Raw genomic sequence first — 19066 nt, forward strand, 5'->3', positions numbered from 1 at the left:
GTTAAGGCACATCGGGTCCGGCTCACCGCCCCCCCCCGCCGATCTGTTGCGGCGGGCCCTGAGTCGCCTCGACGTCGGATTCCACCAGGGTTACGGAATGACCGAAACCGGCGGCAACGTCACGTTTCTCGGCCCCGACGACCACCGCGCCGGTGCGGCCGGCGACACCGCGGTGCTCGGCACAGCCGGCCGTCCCCACGCCGAGGTGCAGATCCGGATCGCGCCGAACGGCGAAATCCTGGTGCGCGGAGAGCAGGTCGCGGTGCGGTATTGGCCCGACAGACCCACGACCGACGACGGCTGGCTGCACACCGGCGACATCGGATACCTCGACAGCAACGGCCGACTCGTGGTGTCGGACCGGTTGAAGGACATCATCATCACCGGTGGTGAGAACGTGTCCTCTCGGGAGGTCGAGGACGTGCTGTCGTCCCATCCTGACGTGGATCACGTTGCGGTCGTCGGAGTTCCCGATCCGTACTGGGGCGAGGCGATCTGCGCTGTCGTGGTGCCGACGGCCGCGGCACAACCAGACGCCGACACGCTCATCGCGCATGTACGGGCACGGTTGGCGGCGTTCAAACGTCCCCGCCACGTCGTCTTCGTCGACGTGCTGCCGGTCACCACCAACGGCAAGATCGCGAAACAGGCTCTGCGCGAACAGCTCCGGGAGCGCTTCACCCCATAGATCAGGGCGTCGCCGTTGCCAGACCGGCTCGCTCGACGCTCATCAGGCTCTCCGTCTCGTGCTCCTGCCGGTACGCCGCACCGCCGCCGTTGAGGCCGAACAACCGCTTGCTCCACAACAACCACAGCACCGCGACGACGTTCACCAGGAACATCGCCAACCGCAGCGCGGTGACCTTCTCGGTCAACTCGTAGATCTCCAGCGGCAGAAAGAAGCTGGTGGCCACCACCGCGAAATACTCGCCCCAGCGCCACATCCCCCACAGCCCGACGGCCTCCACCAATTCGATCAACGCATACACAGCAATACCGATCGCGATCAACAGCAGCGTGTCGCTCGACATCGTGAACGCGTCACTGATGCGCCGAATGATCTTGGAGCTGTCCAGGTTCCAGCCGATCTGGTCCGCCAGCGGCCGCAGCAACGGCAGGTCCTGCTCGAACATGTCCTTGAGGTGCACCCGCGCCGCCCGCACCCGGAACACGCCGTAGGACACGGCGGCCAGTAGCAGGAATCGGAAAACCCGCTCGACCGCCAAAACCCGCATCAACACGCGGTCGCGCAGCAGGCGGCCACGGGGTACTTCCGGCGCCGATTCCGCAGGCCCCTTCCCCCGCGGCGGGCCGACGACAAACGTCTCGCACCGCAGGCATCGCCAGGCCTCGCCGACCGGCGTCTGCACATGCAGGCGGGCAGCCAGCTCCGGTTCATCCGGGGCGAATGTTGCGTGGCCGCGGAGTCCACAGGAGCGCAGGGCGAAATCCACCATGTGCGTACCGTATCGACACCACCTGAGCGGGGTACGCGAATCCCGGCCACCACAGCTCCGCCGGCCGTACGAAGATGGACCTGTGCCGTCTCTACTGTGGTTCCGCCGCGATCTGCGGCTGAGTGACCTGCCGGCCCTGGCGGCCGCCGTCGACCAGGACCGGGACGTGCTCGCATGCTTCGTGCTCGATCCGCGGCTCGAAGCGTCGTCGAGTGCCCGCCGCCTGCAGTTCCTGGGCGACTGCCTGAGGCATCTGGATGCCGAACTGGATGGCCGGCTGCTGGTCACCCGCGGACGGCCCGAAGACCGAATTCCGTTGATCGCCAAAGAGATCGGTGCGAATGCGGTTCATGTCTCGGCAGACTTCACGCCGTTCGGTCGGCGCCGTGACGAGCGGGTCCAGGACGCGCTGAACGGCGTGCCGTTGGTCGCGACGGGCTCGCCGTATCTGGTCTCGCCCGGTCGGGTCACCAAGGACGACGACACTCCCTACCGGGTCTTCACCCCGTTCTTTCGGCGCTGGCGGGACCACGGCTGGCGGCAACCGGCCCGAACTGGTCCGCACTCGGCACAGTGGATCTCTCCGGGCGGCTTGACCACGACGGCAGCCCAGCCGGCCGACATCCCGGACGCCGCCGCGCCGCTCGGCGTCGCCGGCGGCGCGGACGCGGCCCTACGCTGCTGGCGCCGATTCGTCGATACGGGCCTGGACGACTACGCCGATCACCGCGACCTGCCCGCCGTCGATGGGACCAGTCATCTGTCGGTGCACCTGAAGTTCGGCACGATCCACCCGCGAACCGTGGTCGCCGGCCTCGACCTGAGCCAGAACAGCCACGTTGCGTACCTGCGCCAGTTGGCTTTTCGCGACTTCTACGCCGCGGTGCTGCACCACTGGCCGCACAGCGCCTGGCACAACTGGAATCGTGATTTCGACGCCATCGAAACCGATACCGACGACGCTGCGGAGCGGCTCTTCGACGCCTGGAAGGCAGGGCAGACCGGTTTCCCGTTCATCGACGCCGGCATGCGGCAATTGAGCCAGACCGGCTTCATGCCGAACCGGGTACGCATGATCACCGCGTCGTTTCTGGTCAAAGACCTCCACCTGCCATGGCAGTGGGGAGCTCGCTGGTTCATGGCGCAACTGGTCGATGCCGACATCGCGAACAACCAGCACGGCTGGCAATGGTGTGCCGGCAGCGGCACCGATGCCGCGCCGTACTTTCGGGTGTTCAATCCGACAGCCCAGGGACAGAAGTTCGACCCCACCGGCACCTACATCCGCCGCTGGGTTCCCGAGTTGTGCGACGTCTCCGATGTCCACCTCGCAAAAGGCTCCCGCCCGGCCGGCTACCCGCAACCGATCGTCGACCACGGCGAGGAGCGCGCCGAAGCTCTCCGGCGGTTTCACGCACTCGGCGCCGGGTAGCATCGCATGGACCGGGGGAAGGATTCCATGCGCATCACCACCTTGCTGATCACCGGCTTTGCGACTGCCGCCACCGCGGCGCTCGGCGGCATGGCAACAGCACCCGCAGTTCGATCCAATTGGTATGCGGCGCTGCGAAAACCGGCATATCAACCGCCCCGTGAGGTGTTCCCGGTCGTCTGGCCCGCGCTCTACGCCGACATCGCCGTCGTGTCGGCGGCCGCCATCGACGAATTGGGCGCCACCGGCCGCGACATCGAGCGTCGCGCGTACCGGAACGCCCTGGCACTGAACCTCGCGCTGAACGCCGCGTGGTCCTGGTTGTTCTTCAACCGCCGTCGCCTCGGCACCGCGACCGTCGTCAGCGCTGCGCTCACGGTGAGCAGTGCCGACATGACGCGGCGTGCTGTCAACGCCACCGGTGGACGGGCTGCGCCGCTTGCGCTCTATCCGCTCTGGTGCGCCTTCGCCACCGTGTTGTGCGGACATATCCGGCAACTGAACAGCCGCGCCGTCCGGCCGTAGTCGGCGAAGGTCTGGCCGAGAGCGGGTCCGGCGCCCTACGCTGGCGACCATCCACGCCCGACCACGCGGAGGCCAGGTTGCCGAATCCGGAAGCTTTTCTCGACCAGTTCGCCGACGACGCCGCTGGGCGGGTATTCGCCGAGCCGTACCACACGCCCGACGGATCGACCGTGATTCCCGTCGCCAAGGTCAACCACAGCGGCACCAGCACAACGGCAAAACCACTCGGAGTCTTCGTGATCCGTGACGGAGGGACCAGTTGGGTGCCTGCGGTGGACGCAGACCGGATCGCGTTGATCGGTGTCCTGACGGGCCTGATCACCGCGACAATCGGCTGCCTGACACTCCTGCGCCGACCGCCGTGGCCGGACCTGTCCGGCCACGGGCACCCGGCGGCGCGGTGCCGCCGACTCGATCCGTAACTCTCCGCATTGCACCTTGAAGAAGACCGCAGCGCGTGCAGTCGCAACCAGCATGCTCGGTCTGGCCGGACTCGGTGTCGGAGCAGGCCTCGTCCAGGCCGACCCGCACACCCGATGCCGCCGCCACCGCCCGTTCCCGGCATGACGGGACCTGGCGTGAATGCCGGGACGCCGGGCGATCCGCTCCCGCCGGGGCGCGGGTACCTGCCGCCTCCCGGACATGGCGGACCGGTGCCTCAGGACCGCATCCCGTTCACCGCGACGCCGGCGTGGGTCGTGGTCCCGGTGCTGCCGCCGATGGGCACTCCACCGGCACCACCGCTGCCCGACTGGGCCACCGGTATGCAGGTGGTCTGGAACCCTGACCTGGGCGCCTGGGGCGTGTGGGACATGCAGGGCAGCGCGTTCATTCGCCTCTGAATCCGAATACGCGGCCGCCACCCTGTCAGCTGACGGGGTGGCGGCCCGCATTTCGGATCGTCGTGGGCCGTCATCAACAAAATCTCCGGAAATTTTACGAAGACTCCCAGCTTCATCACAGGCGGAAATGCTAACTCCGGCGTCAATTCTTCCTACCGTTACCGCAGGCGGGTCAACAGCGGACGGGCGGAGGGAACCACCATGGGTTGCTCACGGTACATCGGTCGGGTCGGGGCTCTGGCGGTATTTCTCGGGGTCGGCGTATCCATCGCGGTGGGGCAAGGGACCGCCTACGCCGAACCGTCGCCGACAGCGTCGGACACCTCACATGCCACGGATGCGGCGGGTCCCAGTGGGCCGGCGCCCACACACGCACACAAACCCAAACAGTCCGGCAAGAGCAACGACACCGACAATCGCCACCGCAACGCGAACCTCCACCGAGGCACCCTCGGCAAGGAAGCACCAGCCCCGACACCCGCGGTCGGCGAATCCACCGGCGCCACAACGAGAACAGGCCATCCGCAACCCACCGCCGCCACGCTCGACCATGCCCCAGCGGTGTCCGCCGCCGCCACAGCGCCCGTGCCGAACAGTTCATCGGCGTCCCGTACTGCGACGCCGGCACGTCTGGCCGCGGTCGTCACGCCCACTGCCTACGCCCCGACCGCACCTACCACAATCAGCCAAATCGTCACTGCGGCAAAGCAACTCATCAGCATTGCGATACGGCCTCTGGTCTCGACGCTGCCGTCCAACGTACCCGCGAATTCGCCGGCGCTGTGGACGGTGCTCGCGTGGGTACGTCGGCAAATCGAGACGAATCTCCTTCCACCCCATGTGGTTTCCGCCTGGAACGTCACCAGTCCCAACCTGCTGACCAACCCCGGCGCGGAATTCGGCGACCCTTCACTGTCCGGTGGCAGCACCGTTTCCATCCCGGGCTGGACGGTCACCGGCACACCGACTGTCATCAAATACGGCACCGTCCGCCGCATCCCGTTGGGACTTCCGATGCCTGGCCCGACACTGCCGCCGATCTTCAACTTCCCCAGCGATCCGTCCACTCCCACCGACAAACAGTTCTTCGGCGGCGGCAACGTCGCGACCTCGACCCTGACCCAGACGGTCGATCTCAGTGGCGCGGCATTGACGATCGACGGGGGCACGACGCCGTACAAGCTGAGCGGGTTCCTCGGCGGCACGCTGATCGACCCCTCGGCGGCATCGGTGAAGATCACGTTCCGCGATGCCGGCGGAGCGCAACTCGGCGTCGGAAAATTGGCACCCGTCGGCCCCCTTGAGCGCTGGTTCCAGACCGGACTGCTCGAGCGCAGTACCGAAGGGACCATTCCCGCCGGCACCCGCACGGCACAGGTGGTCGTCACGCTCAAGGATTCGAACCCGTTCACCGGCGGCTACAACAACGCGTTCGCCGACAACCTGTCGTTCACGGTGGGCGACGCACTACCCGCACCGCCGCCGCCGGACGCACCCAAGTCGAAAGTCGGCGCGCTCGACCACGTCTTCATGGTCTACCTGGAGAACAAGGGATACGGCGACGTCGTCGGCAGCCCAAACGCGCCGTACCTCAACAGCCTGATCAACGCCTACGGCGTCGCGGACAACTATCACGGACTCACCCACCCGAGCGACCCCAACTACTACCCGATCCTCGGGGGCTCAGACTTCGGCCTCAACTACAACTGCGCGACAAACTGCATCGATGCCACCAACCTGGCCGACAGAATCGAAGAGGCCGGCAAGACGTGGGCGGGGTACGCGCAGGGCATGTCCGATGCCGGGCCCTACGTGTCGACAAGCAACTACGCGCCTGACCAGTTGCCATTCCTGGCGTACAGCGACATCTACAACGACCAGGCTCGCGCCACCGCGCACCTGCATCCACTCACCCAGATGGCGAAGGATCTGGGCTCATCGGCCAGCACACCGAACTTTGTCTGGTTCGCTGCCAATGAGGCCAACAACGGCGAGGGCCCGATCGACTTCCCTGGCGGCATTCTCCATTACATCGGCGGATTGCTCACCAACCGCCAATACAACGTCAAGGCCAGCGATCAGTTCCTGCAGCAGACCATCCCCACCATCGTGAATTCGGACGTCTGGAACGACCCCTCGCAGAAGAGCGCGATCTTCATCACGTTCGACGAAGACTCGGACAATCTGTCACTCGGCTTCGGCAATGAGGGCAATCGCGTTGTCACCGTGGTGATTCCGTCACCCGCAGCTGTCGACGGCGGCATGCGTTCAGGCCAGTTCACCGACCACAGCTACGCCAATCACTACAGCCTGCTGCGCACCATCGAGGATGCGCTGACGTTGAAGCCCCTGACGCAGAACGACGCCTTTGCCACACCGCTCAACGGCTTCTGGGGGACGCCGCCGATCATGCCGTAGCTCCGGGCGCCCTATCGCACTTCCTGCCGCCTCGTCCGCTTCGAGCGGCACAGGCCGGCGGCGGCGGTAGCCACCGGTGCTACCAGTCGATTCATCGATGGCGCCAGCTCGGCGCAAGGACTAGTCGACTCAGCAGCGGTTTGCTACCGAATCGATCTCATATCGCACGACCGGGAGCCACCGACGCCGCGTCACGGCCGGCGTTGATCAGATCGGCCGCACGGGCGGCCAGCGCCATGGCGGGCGCGTTGGTGTTGCCGGAGACCATGATCGGCAAGATCGACAGATCGGCGATGCGTAGTCCATCGATGCCGCGCACTCTCAGCTGGTCATCCACCACGTCGTCGTCGTGTGGCCCCATGCCGCACGTACCGATCGCATGGAACCCGCTCTGTCCCTTTGTCATGGCGGACAGCAGTAGTTCGTCGTCGGATCGGGCGCCGTCGCCGGGACTCAACTCGGCCTCGATCAGCGCCGCGATCGGAGACTGCTCGAACACCTTGCGCATGGTGCGCAGCACCCGGACGGCGGCGTCCCGGTCATGCCTGGTGGCCAGGTAGTTGGGGTCGATCATCAGTGGCGCGTCGGGATCGGGCGAGTTGATCCACACGCTGCCCTCAGACGTCGGCCGCAGAATCTCACCCATGCAGGAGAGCCCTGGAAGGCGCTCGACGCGTCCCCCGTGACTCGACAACGTCAACGCGGTGACGAGCATCTGACCGTCGACGCGCGGCCGCCCGGGTTCGGTCTTGAAGAGCGCCAGGACGTCCCCGGTCGGCGCAGCCAGTGGTCCGCGGCCCGTGGCCGCGTACTTGATGGCGGTCCCGATTTTCGCGGACGCGCTCGACAGTCGGCGGTTGTGGCCGACATCCCTGTTCAGGCGGTAGGTGTTGACCAGAGTGCGATGGTCCCGCATCCGCCTGCCCACATTCTCGCGGTCCAGATAGACCCGTAGACCTGCAGACGTCAGCACGTCACGCGGCCCGATCCCGGAGAGCTGCAAGAGCTTCGGCGAACCGAGCGCACCGAGGCACAGCACCACCTCACGACCCGCCTCGAGTAACGACATGGACGAACCGATCCGGACGACCACTCCGGTGGCCCGGCCCCGGTCGAGCACCAATCGCTCCGCGGTGGCACCGGTGACAACCCGCAGATTGGGGCGTGCCGCCACCGGATTCAAGAATGCGGTGGCGGCGCTGACGCGTCTGCCGTGATGGATGGTGGCCGGCGCAAGTCCGATGCGGGGCTCGTCCGATTCGTTGAGGTCGTCGAGGTACCGCAGGCCGAGGCGGGTGCCGGCCGAGGCCACGGTCAGGGCGATCGGGTCCGGGTCCGACACCACACTGATGGCCAGTTCACCGCCGGATCCACGAGTATCCGGCCGGCCGATCGTGTTGTTCTCGAAGCTGCGGTACGCGGCCAGGATGTGATCCCAGCCCCAGCCGCGATTTCCGAGCCGCTCCAACTCGTCGAAATCGGCCCGCTGGCCCCGGTTGTAGACCATGCCGTTGATGGCGCTCGAGCCACCGAGCACTTTGCCGCGAGGCCAGAATTCGACAGCACTCTCGGGCCCGAACGGGATCGTCTGCTGGTGCCAGACGTAGCGGGGATCGTCGAACAACCGGCTTCCGAGTTTCGGCACTTGCAGATACGGGCTGCGCGCGTAGCCACCCGCCTCGACCAGCAGAACCCGATTCCGGGGATCAGCGGAGAGCCTGTTTGCCAGCACACAGCCCGCAGAACCCGCGCCGAGCACGATGTAGTCGAACTCAGCCAAGACGACCTCCACAGCGTCGAGATGGCCTCACCGGCAACCGCTCAACCTCCGTCAATATTTGCTGCTATGACGCACGCAAGTGCAGAACATGCAGCATACGACTATTTTTACTCAACTAACCGTGCTCAATCACCGATGCTGGCGATCCTTTAATGATTTGCCAAGTTTGGCACAGTTGGGTCGATCACACTAGCCGGTTGGGCACATCGGCAGCGCGTTGACAGAAATCAGTTGCCGCGGAGAGCAGTGTCGAACTCGAGACACCACACCCTCGCGCCATGCCCGGCAATATATTTCGAGACCCTCCTGGCAATCGGCGAGATGATCTGCGCAGGTCAAGCAGCCCCGCGGCGTACTTCGCGGGCGCCAACCGCGCACTTGTGACACACACAAACAGCCACTGAGTACACCGCTGCGCTTGCTTGAACCAGACTCCCGGTGTAAATTTGCTGAAATTCGCTTCGTAAACATTTTTGCGACAAGCAGACGGGTTCTGGAGCGAGCCGGACCAAGCACCAAACCGCAGGCCAAGCCGCCCGGAGCGCCGGGCCCACAGCAACCGCACGGACCCAGCCGAGCAGAGAGCCGAGCCTTAACCATGGCGACACCGACGAGCATAAAGCACACCGTCACCAGCGATTTGGCCGCTTCCGGCACACAAATCGGCGGCGACACCGACCTACCGCTCGGACTGCCAGCTACCGCAGCCAACGGCCACCGCGGGCGGTCGATGCGTGAGCTGCGTCACGCAAAACTTGCCCGGAAGCTCGTTATCAGCGATGCGCTGGTAATTTGCTGCTCGGTAATTTTGGGCCAAACCATCCGATTCGGTACTTCCGCCGAACACCCCGTCTATGTATCTCTGGACGCCGACGCCCACATCCACTACCTCACGGTGTCGGTCACCCTGGCCACCCTGTGGATGGGCTTCCTGTCGCTGGGCAGCCGGTCCCCCAAAGTCGTGGGCCGTGGCACCGATGAATACATCACGCTGATCGCCGCCACCCTGCAGCTCTTCGGCCTCGTCGCCATCGCCGACACGCTCTTCCACGTCGACCTCTCCCGTGGCTACCTCGCCATCGCGTTGCCCGCCGGCCTGATCGGTTTGATCGCCACCCGCATCATGTGGCGCCGCCACACCAGCAGACAGCGCGAACGCGGTCTCAACCAGAACCGGCTTCTGATCGTCGGTGCCACCAGCGCCGCCCGCGACATCGCCGCCGAGTTCGCGAAGGATCCGTGGGCCGGCTACCACATCGCCGGCATCTGCACACCGCTCGGCCCGACCCACCCCAAAGAGGTCCTCACTGTCGCGGGGCGCAACATCCCCATCGTCGGCACGGATGAAGCCATCCTCGACGCCGTCGCTCGCACCGGCGTGGACACCGTCGCTCTGGCCGCCACGCATCACCTGCGCCCGACCGACATCCGCCGGCTGATGTGGGAACTGGAGGAACAAGGTGTCGACATGATGGTCGCTCCCGGCCTCATCGACATCACCAACCAGCGCCTCACCAGCCGTCCGGTCGCCGGCATGGCAGTCTTCGAAATCGCCAAACCCCAATACAGCCGGGCCAATTCACTGATCAAGCGGACCTTCGACCTGCTGTTCGCCGTCGCTGCCCTGGCCGCCGTCGCACCGGTCATGATCGTCACGGCCCTCGCGGTGAAACTGACCAGCGCCGGCCCCATCTTCTACAAGTCCGAACGCATCGGGATCGACGGTAAGCCTTTCCGGATGACCAAGTTCCGCAGCATGTTCGTCGACGCCGACGCCCGTCAGGCCGAGTTGATCGAAGCCAACGGCGGCAATGCGCTGTTCTTCAAGATGAAGGACGATCCGCGAGTCACCAAGGTGGGCAAGGTCATTCGCAAGTTCAGCATCGACGAACTCCCCCAGTTCTTCGACGTTCTCACCGGCGACATGAGCGTCGTCGGTCCGCGACCACAGGTCCGCCGTGAGGTCGACACTTACGACGACCTGGTCAGCCACCGGCTTGCCGTCAAGCCCGGCCTCACGGGCCTCTGGCAGATCAGCGGCCGCTCGGACCTCGAGGCCGAAGACGCCATCCGCCTCGACCTCACCTACGTCGAGAACTGGTCACTGTCGCAGGACATCCTGATCATCCTCAAGACCATCCGCACTGTGCTCACCGGGGACGGCGCCTACTGAACCCGGGCTGACGCCCCCACCCGTCCTGGGCCCCGAACGGCATGACCCCGACCAGTGCCGCTCGGGGCTCAGGCATGTGGCACGGGTAACGGATTTCGGACGGCGAGACCTGCTCAGCGCAGGTGAGCAGTGTGATCGTCAAGTCCGAACGGCAGCCCGCGCCGATGGACCCAGGCAATGTGCTGCCTGCCCATCTCCGTGACCGGTTCGGCGACACCATCCATGTCGTCGATGCAGCCGCGAGCGTGCAACTGCGCCCCCAATGCCACCAGCGTCGACATGAACGAGACGCTCAGCCGAGCGGCAAACATGTGCTCTGACGGTATGTACATATCGCCCAATTGGGGATGGTCCTGCATCAGCAACATCATCCGGGCCAGGTCGAGGAAATCCGGGCCACCGAACCGCACGGGTTGCGGATTCACCAGCGGCGACAACAGCGGTTGCCACCAGCGGTGCAGATCGTCCGGTGTGACGACGGGGTTGTGCCAGACGAATCCCGCTTCGATCATCGCGCGCGCGATGTCCTGTTTTGTGCCCGACATCGCGGCCCGCGGCAAGGCGGCAAAATGACGCCGCCGAAACTCGGAAAGGGTCTGGACACAACCGAAGTCGACGATCCCGATCGAACCGTCTGAGCCGAAGCGCAAGTTGTCGGGATGCGGGTCGGCGTGGAACAACGACCCGTGCCGGTAGGAACCGCAGAAGAATCGGTAGATCGCCTCGGCCCACGCGTCCCGCAGCCCTTGGTCGGCGTCGCGGGCCTGTTCCCAATCGAGCCCGTCGAGGTAGGTCATGGTCAGAACCCGGTCCCCGCACCAGCCGTCGATGACCTCGGGGATGCGCAGATACGGGTGGCCGGAGAACAGCCGGCTGAACTCGGTGATGTTGGCAGCCTCATGGCGATAGTCGATCTGCTCGGCGATCCGCGCCGCGACCTCGCTGGCCATCTCGCGCGGATTCGGCGTCTTCATCCGTGCCGCTGCCTGTAGATAGCGCCATATCGACACGACCAGTTCAGGATTGGACAGATCTGCCCGAATCACCTCTGCGACACCGGGGTACTGGATTTTCACCGCCACCGCGCGGCCGTCAGGCAGCACCGCCCGATGCACCTGGCCGATGGAACCTCGAGCGATGGGTGCCTCGTCGAACTCGGCGAACAGGTCGGCCACCGGCCGGCCCAGATCCATCTGCAGGACGTGGGCCACCAGCTCCGGATCCATCATCGGGACCGCCGCGTGCATCTGCTCATACGCTTGCTGGAACAGCGACAGGTGGTCGTCACCGATCTGCCCGGCATCGACGACGAAGAACAGATCCACGGCCAGCATGAGGACACCCTTCGACTGACCGTAGAGCTCGGCGTACCGCTGCGCGGCGCGCTCCTCCACGCCCGCCACGGGGCGGTTCTCGTTCATGGCCGTTGCCTCCACCGGTCCGTCTGATCCGCCGGACTTACCAGGCCAGCAGCTGGCGGACCGCAATCGGCCACGAATCAGTCTGCAGTCCATGAGTTTTCAACAGTGCGAGAGCAATGCGTTCCATGCCGAAGCCCACGCAGGCACTGTGCGCCACCGCGCCATCAGCGGTGCACAAGCCGAACGTCACACCGAAGTGATCGCGGTGGCAGTTGGCCGACACGACCGCCGTGCCCTCGTCCAGGTCGCCGTAGAGTCGCACCAGCAGTTCGGTCTTCAGTTCGTCGTCGCGCTGGTTTGCCGCCAGCATCCGGCCCACCCGACCGAAAAACGGATCGTTGGCCGGCGCTGGCCGCGCGTCCAGGCCGAGCGACGTCAGCACCTCCATTCCGTGCCCCACCCACGAATCCCGATGCGCCTGAGCCTGATCGGGCGAACCGACCACGACGTACTCATGCATCCGGAAGGCCTGCATACGTGCGGGGTCGATGGCCGGCTCGTGCCGGAAGCAGTAGCCGTAGATGTCCATGAGTGCGCCGCCGTCCGGCAGGACCTTCGGCAACGTACCGTAAGAGGGGTGGCAGGCCGCTGAAACCAACATGGTCCCGGCCGAATTCAGATGTCCGTCCCACGGCAGACCGGCGTCCCGGTCTGCCAGCAACGCCCGATGCTCGGCATTGCCGCCGGTGAACGTCGAGATGGCCCCGGTCAGATTCGGGAAGGACGCGATGTAGTCGGTCTTCTCGAATGACTCCCGCGGATAGACGGGCGGGAACCGCAGCACCTTCGCGCCGTCGCCGTGCACGTCTGCACCTTTGCGGCGAACCACGGCGTCGATGCCCTCGATGATCTTCTCGAAGTCGCCACCGCGCCCGTACAGCCCGTCGATCCCCAGCGGGACCAGCAGTCCGCCGTCAATCAGTGAATCGCGAAATTCCTTGCGGGCCAACGCAAGGTGTTCATCGGTCATTGTCACTTCACAGTCCCCCGGTAGGCCAAGACAAGGTTGGCGTTGTTCAGACGAATTCGCTCGTTCGAAACCATCAATTGCGGCCCGAAGGCATCCCGCAGGAGACGCCCCATGGTCAAGGCGTGATCCTCGCGATACCCGTTGAGCCCGACGATCTTCAGTGATTCGGTGACGACTTCGATGACGGCCGTCGACGCCGCGATCTTGAGGTTGTTCATCGCGACGGTGAAGCTGATGGTCGCTTCCGCTGCGCCCGACTCGACCAGGGCCTGATATCGCCGAACCTCATGCAGGACCATCGATTCGAACCGCTGGTGGACGACCGTCAGGTCCGCCAGCAACGTCGCCTGCGGCACTGTCTTGTCGGGTGCCTTGCGCGCTGCCTGCCGAACCGTGGCGCGTGCCTTCGCGTAGGCGGCATCGGCGATACCCAGCCATGCCGCCGCCCACATCGTGTGCGAGGCAGGCAGCATTGTCGTGGCGAGAATGCTGGCGTAGTCGGCCGACAACAGGTTCGCCGACGACGTCCGCGCCGACAGCAGATAGCCGGGGCTGCAGGTGCCACGAAATCCCATGGTGTCCCACGTGCTCACGCGCTCCAGCGTGATGTCGGCCGACGGACACAGCAGCAGCACCTGGTCATTCGCGGCGGCCTGCGGACTACGACGGGCCGTGATGCCGATGTAGTCGGCGTACTCGGCGTACGAGATGACCGGCGCGTTCTTCTGCAGCCGGACCATGTCGCCGTCGATTTCCACCGCGCACGTAGACGAGCCGCTGTCGCCTCCCGTGGTGTTCTCCGTCGTAGCCGACGCAACAAGTGCCTCATTTGCTGAAATTGCATTTGCCAGATCGGCAGCTGGACCGGAGCTCGCGTACTTCGCCAACACGAGCGCCTGTGTCTGATGCATCGCGAAGACCATGGCGGCCGAGCTGCACGCCGCCCCCAGCGCACGAGCGATCGCGGCGAGCTCTGACACGCGGTAATTCCTGCCACCGAGCGCGGATGGCAGCCCGCACGACAACAGTTTGGCCTGCTTGAGCGCATCGACGGCCTCAACCGGAAACCGTGCTTTGCGGTCGACGTCGTCCGCGGCCGCAGCCGCGGCCCGCACGGCATCAGCCAGCCCCGGGATGGCGCGCGCGCTCAGCGTCGTCATGCCGTCAAAGTCGGTCATCGGTGGCCCCTTCGGATTGCCCGATAGAACAATCGTGATGTTCTAATGACTTCGCTAGATCAAACTGAGCGAACGTCAATATGAGAATCGTTCTGTATAGTAGCGCCATGCGGGAGACGATCACACGGATACTGGCGACACACGGCAAAATGGGAGTCGATCCCACCGAGGTGGCCGAGGATGCCGACCTCTACGAACTCGGGCTGACCTCACACGCATCGGTCAACGTCATGCTGGCACTCGAAGACGAATTCGACATCGAGTTCCCGGACGAGTCGTTGAAGAAGTCGACGTTCGCCACGGTCAAGAACATCGAAGCAGTCGTCTCCAGCCTGGCGCAGTAGCCGATCGTGACCCATGCCGCTGTGCCGTCGACGGCAGTTCCGTTGCGGATCAACGCCGATCCGAATGACTATCAACACCATTTCACCCACAGTCCGGACCGCATCTGGACCCAGACCAACTGCTATCTCGATCTGTGGATCGAACTGCTGAATTGCCTTGAGCTGGACCCTGTTCCAGCGTTTGCCGCGTTGTTGACGGTCGACCACGATGGCATGGCTTGGACGTTCGGCAAACAACAGCAGGCCGATCTACGACGGCTGTACGGCCTCGAGGTCGACGAGGAGAACTCCTGGTTGCCGGTGCTAGAACTGGTCGAGACCGGACCACCGCGCGGGGTGCTGCACACCGTTGAAGTCGACAGCTGGTGGCTGCCCGACACGACGGGAACCGCCTATCGCACCGAGCACGTCAAGACGACGATCACCCCGGTCGAGGTCGACCACGGGGCACGTGCATTGCGGTACCTGCACAATGCCGGGCTCTACCAATTGAGCGGCCCCGACTTCGACGGCGTCTTCGGATTGACAGCAGAGTCGGCGCTCACGCTACCGCCCTACATCGAAGTCATCCGGTACTTCCCCGAACGAGCTCAGCCCCATGCGCTGGCCGACATTGTGCGTGAACAATTGGGGCGCCGACCGCACGGCAACCCGATCGACCGGCTGGCGGTCTGCGTCGATCAGGCATTGGGCTGGCTGCCGACCGCCGGCGTCGAACGCTTCCATCTCTGGGCATTCGCCTCGTTGCGCCAGTGTGGCGCTTCAGCCGAGTTGCTCGCCGACCTGGCCGAGCATCTGGACCGCGAGTTCCCGGGCGCGGCAGCCGCCGCCCTGCCATTGCGCGGCGTGGCCGCGAAGGCAAAGTCGGTCCAGTTCAAGATGGCCCGAGTCGCAGGCGGCCGCACGGTGGACGTGGCCCCGATCCTGCAGGCGATGGCCGCCGAGTGGGACAGCGCCTTCACTGCCATCACCGACGCGGTAGGTTAAGTCGATGCTGGACCGCTGGCAGGTGCTGCAGTGCGCCCCCGGCACTGTCGCTCATCCTGATCAACTGGCCGAAAAGTGGCCTACAGCAGTGGTTTTCGATGCCCCGTCGACGGTAGCGACCGTGTCGGCGGAGAATCCCGATGATTTCGACTGGTGGTGCCGCAGCACCCTCACGCTCACCGAGCGCGCCAGGGTCGAGTTCCAGGGGTTGTCGTTTCCGGCACGCATCTTTCGCAACGGGACACCGGTCGCAGACTGCCCGTCGATGTTCCTGCCCACCGGTATCGATTGCTCGGCCGGCGAGCACGAGTTCGTCATCCATTTCGGCGCGATGAACCACTGGCTGAAGGCCCGACGGCCGCGCGGCCGCTGGCGCTCGACGCTGGTGGGCACACCGGGACTGCGCTGGGCGCGGACCTCATTGATCGGGCGAGCCCCCGTCTACGGGAATCTTCCTGCCCCCGTGGGCATCTGGCGCCCAATCACGGTTGTTCCGGCGCGGCTGCACACCGAGGTCGTCGCACGCGTCGAGGACAACAGTGTCACCGTCAGCGGGCGCACCGGCGCGGGTTCGATCCGAGTGGTACTACGGGACCCCACCGGTGGCGTGGTTGCCGACGACAGCACCGCGCCGGCCGCCGACGGCAGGTATCGATTCGCTGCCACGATCGATGAGCCGCTGCAGTGGTGGCCCAACGGCTACGGCCGGCAGCACTTGTACCAGGCCACGGTGGAGGCCGACGGCGTGGAGGTTGCTGTCCGACAACTCGGCTTCCGGACCGTCGAGGTATCCACCGAAGGCTTCCGGATCAGCGTCAATGGGACGCCCATCTTCTGCCGGGGTGCGACGTGGTCCCCACCGGACCCTGTCCGGATGTATGCCGATGCCACCCAAATCCGAGACCAGGCAAGGACTTTGGCCGCCGCGGGGGCGAACATGGTGCGAGTCGTGGGCGGACTGGCATACGAGCAGGACGAGTTCTGGCAAGCCTGCGCCCAGGAAGGGCTGATGGTCTGGCAGGACGCCATGCTGGCGACCTTCGATCCGCCGGCCGAGCAGGGTGAGTTGATCGCGCGCGAGCTGGCCACCGTGCTGCAACGGGTGTCCGGCAATCCGGCGCTGATGGTCGTCAGCGGCGGTAGCGAGACATTGCAGCAGCCGGAGATGCTTGGGCTCAGCTCACACGACTCGGAAATGGATGTACTCGAGACGCTGCTGCCAGAAGCCGTCGCAGAGTATTCGGACGCGCACTATGTCCGCGCCTCACCGTCACCTCCGCCGGGCAGCACCGATCTGGCAATCCGCCCGGATACCGGTGTTGCGCACTGGTTCGGCGTCGGTGGCTACCTACGCCCGATTTCCGATGTCCAAAGGGCAGGCGTCCGGTTCGCGGCGGAGTGCTTGGCTTTCGCCAACCCTCCGAGTTCCGGCTATGTCGACCAGCATTTTGGCTCGGCTGCCGTCGCGGGACACCATCCGGAATGGAAGATGGGGGTACCGCGCGACCGCGGATCGTCCTGGGACTTCGAAGACATCCGTGACTTCTATGCCCGCGCAGTGTTCGGCGAGGAGCCACTGCTGGTGCGGCGCGTCGACCCCGAACGCTATCTGCAGCTGGGCCGGCTGGCGATCGCGACTGCGATGCGCGAGTGCTTCGCTTTCTGGCGGCGCGCCGACTCCAACTGCGGGGGTGCCCTCGTGCTATCGGGCCGGGATCTGGCACCAGGCGCCGGATGGGGCTTGTTGGACTCCGAGGGCGGCACCAAGCCGGCTCTGGAGGTGCTTGCTCGAACCTGGGCGCCGGTATCCGTCATACTTGCGGACGATGGCCTCGCTGGGGTGCGGATCGACATCCACAATGACACGGGAGTGTCGTTGAGGGGTGAATCGACCCTCCTCGCAACCAACTCCAGCGGCGTGGCCGTCGAGGCCGTACGTCCCGTCGTGGTGCCGTCGGCCACGTCGGTCACCTGGGCCGATTCAGACGTATCCGGTCACTTCCGCGACCTGTCGCACGCCTTCCGATTTGGAACGCCGACAGCGGACGCGGTGCACGTGGAGGTGACTTTCGATGACGGCACGACCGTACGCGACGTGCTGGTCCTCAATCCACGTCCGAACCAACCGCCTTCGACTGTTACTGCCATCGTGACGAAGCAAACCGACGACCAATGGGTCTTGGAGCTGACTTCCTCCGTTGCGCTGCGCTATGTCGAGATCGACGCTCCCGGTTGGACAATGTCGGACAACTATTTCCACCTGGCCGGGAAGGTACTGTACGCGGTCACCATGGTGCCCAACGGCGACGTAGACCACCCAACCGGAACAGTCGGGTCAATCGATCTCACAGGCCGAGTTCCACTAGGCAACCGATCGTGATCCCACCCCGGCTTCAGATTCCGGACCACCACGTCAGGATCGGCTGCGACGTCGTAACGCTCAGCGAGATCGAGCACTCGCTATCCAGCTTCGGCTCCCGTTTCCTGCACAAGATCTACACGGCACATGAGCTCGACGAGTGCGGCAGCCAGAATCGGCTGCCGCGCCTCGCTGCACGGTTTGCCGCAAAAGAAGCTGCGATCAAGGCATTCTCGCGGCCGGATGCACCGTTCGTCCCACTGGAGATTGAAGTGGCGACCGTCCGAGGGGTGCCGACCCTGCGCCTCTCTGGCAGAGCAGCCGCACTGGCCTCTGAACAGGACTGGCAGCAAATTTCCGTCTCGATGACACATGCGGACTGTCACGCGGCGGCCGTGGTGGCAGTGGTGTGCGGGCAACCCGTGGCGACGCCGGTACGACGACCAATTGATTGACCCGTAGACCAGGCCAAGGTTCGGATGCCGCGCGTCCTGCAGCAACGGTCTACCCACGGGCCAGCGGAGGACCATACAGCAATATTGCGCCAATAACGGCGGTTCGCAGCAAATAGATATGCACCAACAGGTGGGGAACCTGTCCGATCCCCGGTTCGATTTCCCCGCCTGCCGGGCCCTACCGAATACCGGCCGCGATCACGTGATTGTCGACGTCAACTGGAATGAAGCGACCCGCAACACCGCGCACTCGAAGGTCGGAACCCGACGATGTCGGGTCCAGTCAGAGCGCCAACGACGGGAAGCTGCTATTCGAGCCGGCCACGCAGACCGCGGAGTTGCCCTTTCAGATATGCGATATCTGCTCGCGCAACAATACGGTCACCGTGCACTGCACGTAACGAACTGCCAACCAATTTTCGCGCCGAATGGTACGCGAGCTGCGGCCGCGACAGTCGATGTCTGCGCCAGAGGTTCCCGTTGCCGACGCCGTATCTGAACATCTTGTCCACGAATTCTTCAGTGATTTCATCGCGATCATCGTCCTGACCCACTTTGATGTCGGGGCGGTACATGATCGAATGCCCTGCGGCCAACATTCGCAATAGCAAGTCGGATTCTTCACCCGAGCCGCACAAACCTGGGGACCCAGCACCGATCGTCTCGTCGAACGGTGGAGCAATGATCAGAACCTGTGGATGAGCCTCGGCGAGGCGGCGTAGGAA

The 19066-nt window shown here is 65.0% G+C and carries 16 protein-coding genes and 1 pseudogene; 11 read left to right on the plus strand and 6 right to left on the minus strand.

Annotated elements, in window-relative coordinates; translation table 11 throughout:
- Positions 1-10: 10 nt before the first annotated feature.
- Positions 11-688 carry an AMP-binding enzyme gene (locus EB75_RS21895; protein WP_286150285.1) on the plus strand — a complete coding sequence of 226 codons (678 nt, stop codon included), beginning with the start codon at positions 11-13 and terminating at the stop codon, positions 686-688.
- Between the two features lies 1 nt (position 689).
- On the opposite strand, the gene EB75_RS21900 is transcribed toward EB75_RS21895, so the two are convergent.
- Positions 690-1457 (minus strand): DUF2127 domain-containing protein, encoded by a 768-nt coding sequence (locus EB75_RS21900; protein WP_073697375.1) that lies wholly within the window; start codon positions 1455-1457, stop codon positions 690-692.
- Positions 1458-1539: 82 nt separating this feature from the next.
- Between EB75_RS21900 and EB75_RS21905 the strand changes: the two genes are divergently transcribed.
- The 5 genes from EB75_RS21905 to EB75_RS21925 all read left to right on the plus strand — a co-directional run bounded on the left by EB75_RS21905 (position 1540) and on the right by EB75_RS21925 (position 6674).
- The gene (locus EB75_RS21905) at positions 1540-2889 is read left to right on the plus strand and encodes a cryptochrome/photolyase family protein (RefSeq protein ID WP_073697376.1); all 1350 of its coding nucleotides are present in this window, start codon (positions 1540-1542) and stop codon (positions 2887-2889) included.
- Positions 2890-2916: 27 nt separating this feature from the next.
- Positions 2917-3414: a TspO/MBR family protein gene (locus EB75_RS21910; protein ID WP_073697383.1), complete on the plus strand. Its 498-nt coding sequence runs from the start codon at positions 2917-2919 to the stop codon at positions 3412-3414.
- Positions 3415-3491: 77 nt separating this feature from the next.
- On the plus strand, positions 3492-3836 hold the full coding sequence (locus EB75_RS21915) for a hypothetical protein (RefSeq protein WP_073697377.1): 345 nt from the start codon (positions 3492-3494) through the stop codon (positions 3834-3836).
- Between the two features lie 141 nt (positions 3837-3977).
- Positions 3978-4256, plus strand: coding sequence for a hypothetical protein (locus tag EB75_RS21920; protein WP_353651658.1), 279 nt, complete (start codon positions 3978-3980; stop codon positions 4254-4256).
- 201 nt (positions 4257-4457) lie between these two features.
- Positions 4458-6674: an alkaline phosphatase family protein gene (locus EB75_RS21925; RefSeq protein WP_083612494.1), complete on the plus strand. Its 2217-nt coding sequence runs from the start codon at positions 4458-4460 to the stop codon at positions 6672-6674.
- Between the two features lie 157 nt (positions 6675-6831).
- Here EB75_RS21925 and EB75_RS21930 read toward each other — a convergent pair whose 3' ends face one another.
- A complete protein-coding gene (locus tag EB75_RS21930; protein ID WP_073697385.1) occupies positions 6832-8454 on the minus strand; it encodes a GMC family oxidoreductase in 1623 nt (540 codons plus the stop codon).
- 730 nt (positions 8455-9184) lie between these two features.
- On the opposite strand from EB75_RS21930, the gene EB75_RS21935 reads away from it, so the two are divergent.
- Positions 9185-10627, plus strand: coding sequence for a sugar transferase (locus EB75_RS21935; RefSeq protein ID WP_083612497.1), 1443 nt, complete (start codon positions 9185-9187; stop codon positions 10625-10627).
- A 113-nt stretch (positions 10628-10740) separates the two neighbouring features.
- Here EB75_RS21935 and EB75_RS21940 read toward each other — a convergent pair whose 3' ends face one another.
- From EB75_RS21940 to EB75_RS21950, 3 genes are read right to left on the minus strand one after another with little or no spacing between them, the layout of a single operon-like run.
- A complete protein-coding gene (locus EB75_RS21940) occupies positions 10741-12048 on the minus strand; it encodes an ABC1 kinase family protein (RefSeq protein WP_168176096.1) in 1308 nt (435 codons plus the stop codon).
- A gap of 37 nt (positions 12049-12085) precedes the next feature.
- Entirely contained in the window at positions 12086-13018 is a 933-nt protein-coding gene (locus EB75_RS21945) for an amino acid--[acyl-carrier-protein] ligase (protein ID WP_073697379.1), read from the minus strand.
- Between the two features lie 2 nt (positions 13019-13020).
- A complete protein-coding gene (locus EB75_RS21950; protein WP_083612495.1) occupies positions 13021-14196 on the minus strand; it encodes an acyl-CoA dehydrogenase family protein in 1176 nt (391 codons plus the stop codon).
- A gap of 107 nt (positions 14197-14303) precedes the next feature.
- Between EB75_RS21950 and EB75_RS21955 the strand changes: the two genes are divergently transcribed.
- The 4 genes from EB75_RS21955 to EB75_RS21970 are packed head-to-tail and all read left to right on the plus strand — an operon-like array spanning position 14304 to position 18341.
- Complete coding sequence (locus EB75_RS21955; RefSeq protein WP_073697380.1) at positions 14304-14540, plus strand: acyl carrier protein; 237 nt, start codon at positions 14304-14306, stop codon at positions 14538-14540.
- A gap of 6 nt (positions 14541-14546) precedes the next feature.
- Positions 14547-15527: a DUF1839 family protein gene (locus EB75_RS21960; protein ID WP_286150284.1), complete on the plus strand. Its 981-nt coding sequence runs from the start codon at positions 14547-14549 to the stop codon at positions 15525-15527.
- 4 nt (positions 15528-15531) lie between these two features.
- The gene (locus EB75_RS21965) at positions 15532-17907 is read left to right on the plus strand and encodes a glycoside hydrolase family 2 protein (RefSeq protein ID WP_073697381.1); all 2376 of its coding nucleotides are present in this window, start codon (positions 15532-15534) and stop codon (positions 17905-17907) included.
- A complete protein-coding gene (locus EB75_RS21970; protein ID WP_083612496.1) occupies positions 17904-18341 on the plus strand; it encodes a holo-ACP synthase in 438 nt (145 codons plus the stop codon). The genes EB75_RS21965 and EB75_RS21970 overlap by 4 nt, the downstream gene beginning before the upstream one ends.
- A 308-nt stretch (positions 18342-18649) precedes the next feature.
- On the opposite strand, the pseudogene EB75_RS29410 reads toward EB75_RS21970, so the two are convergent.
- A pseudogene (locus tag EB75_RS29410) lies at positions 18650-19066 on the minus strand (glycosyltransferase); the annotation flags it as partial.

Origin of the sequence: Mycobacterium sp. ST-F2 (assembly GCF_001905655.1) — a bacterium.
Taxonomy (GTDB): Bacteria; Actinomycetota; Actinomycetes; order Mycobacteriales; family Mycobacteriaceae; genus Mycobacterium.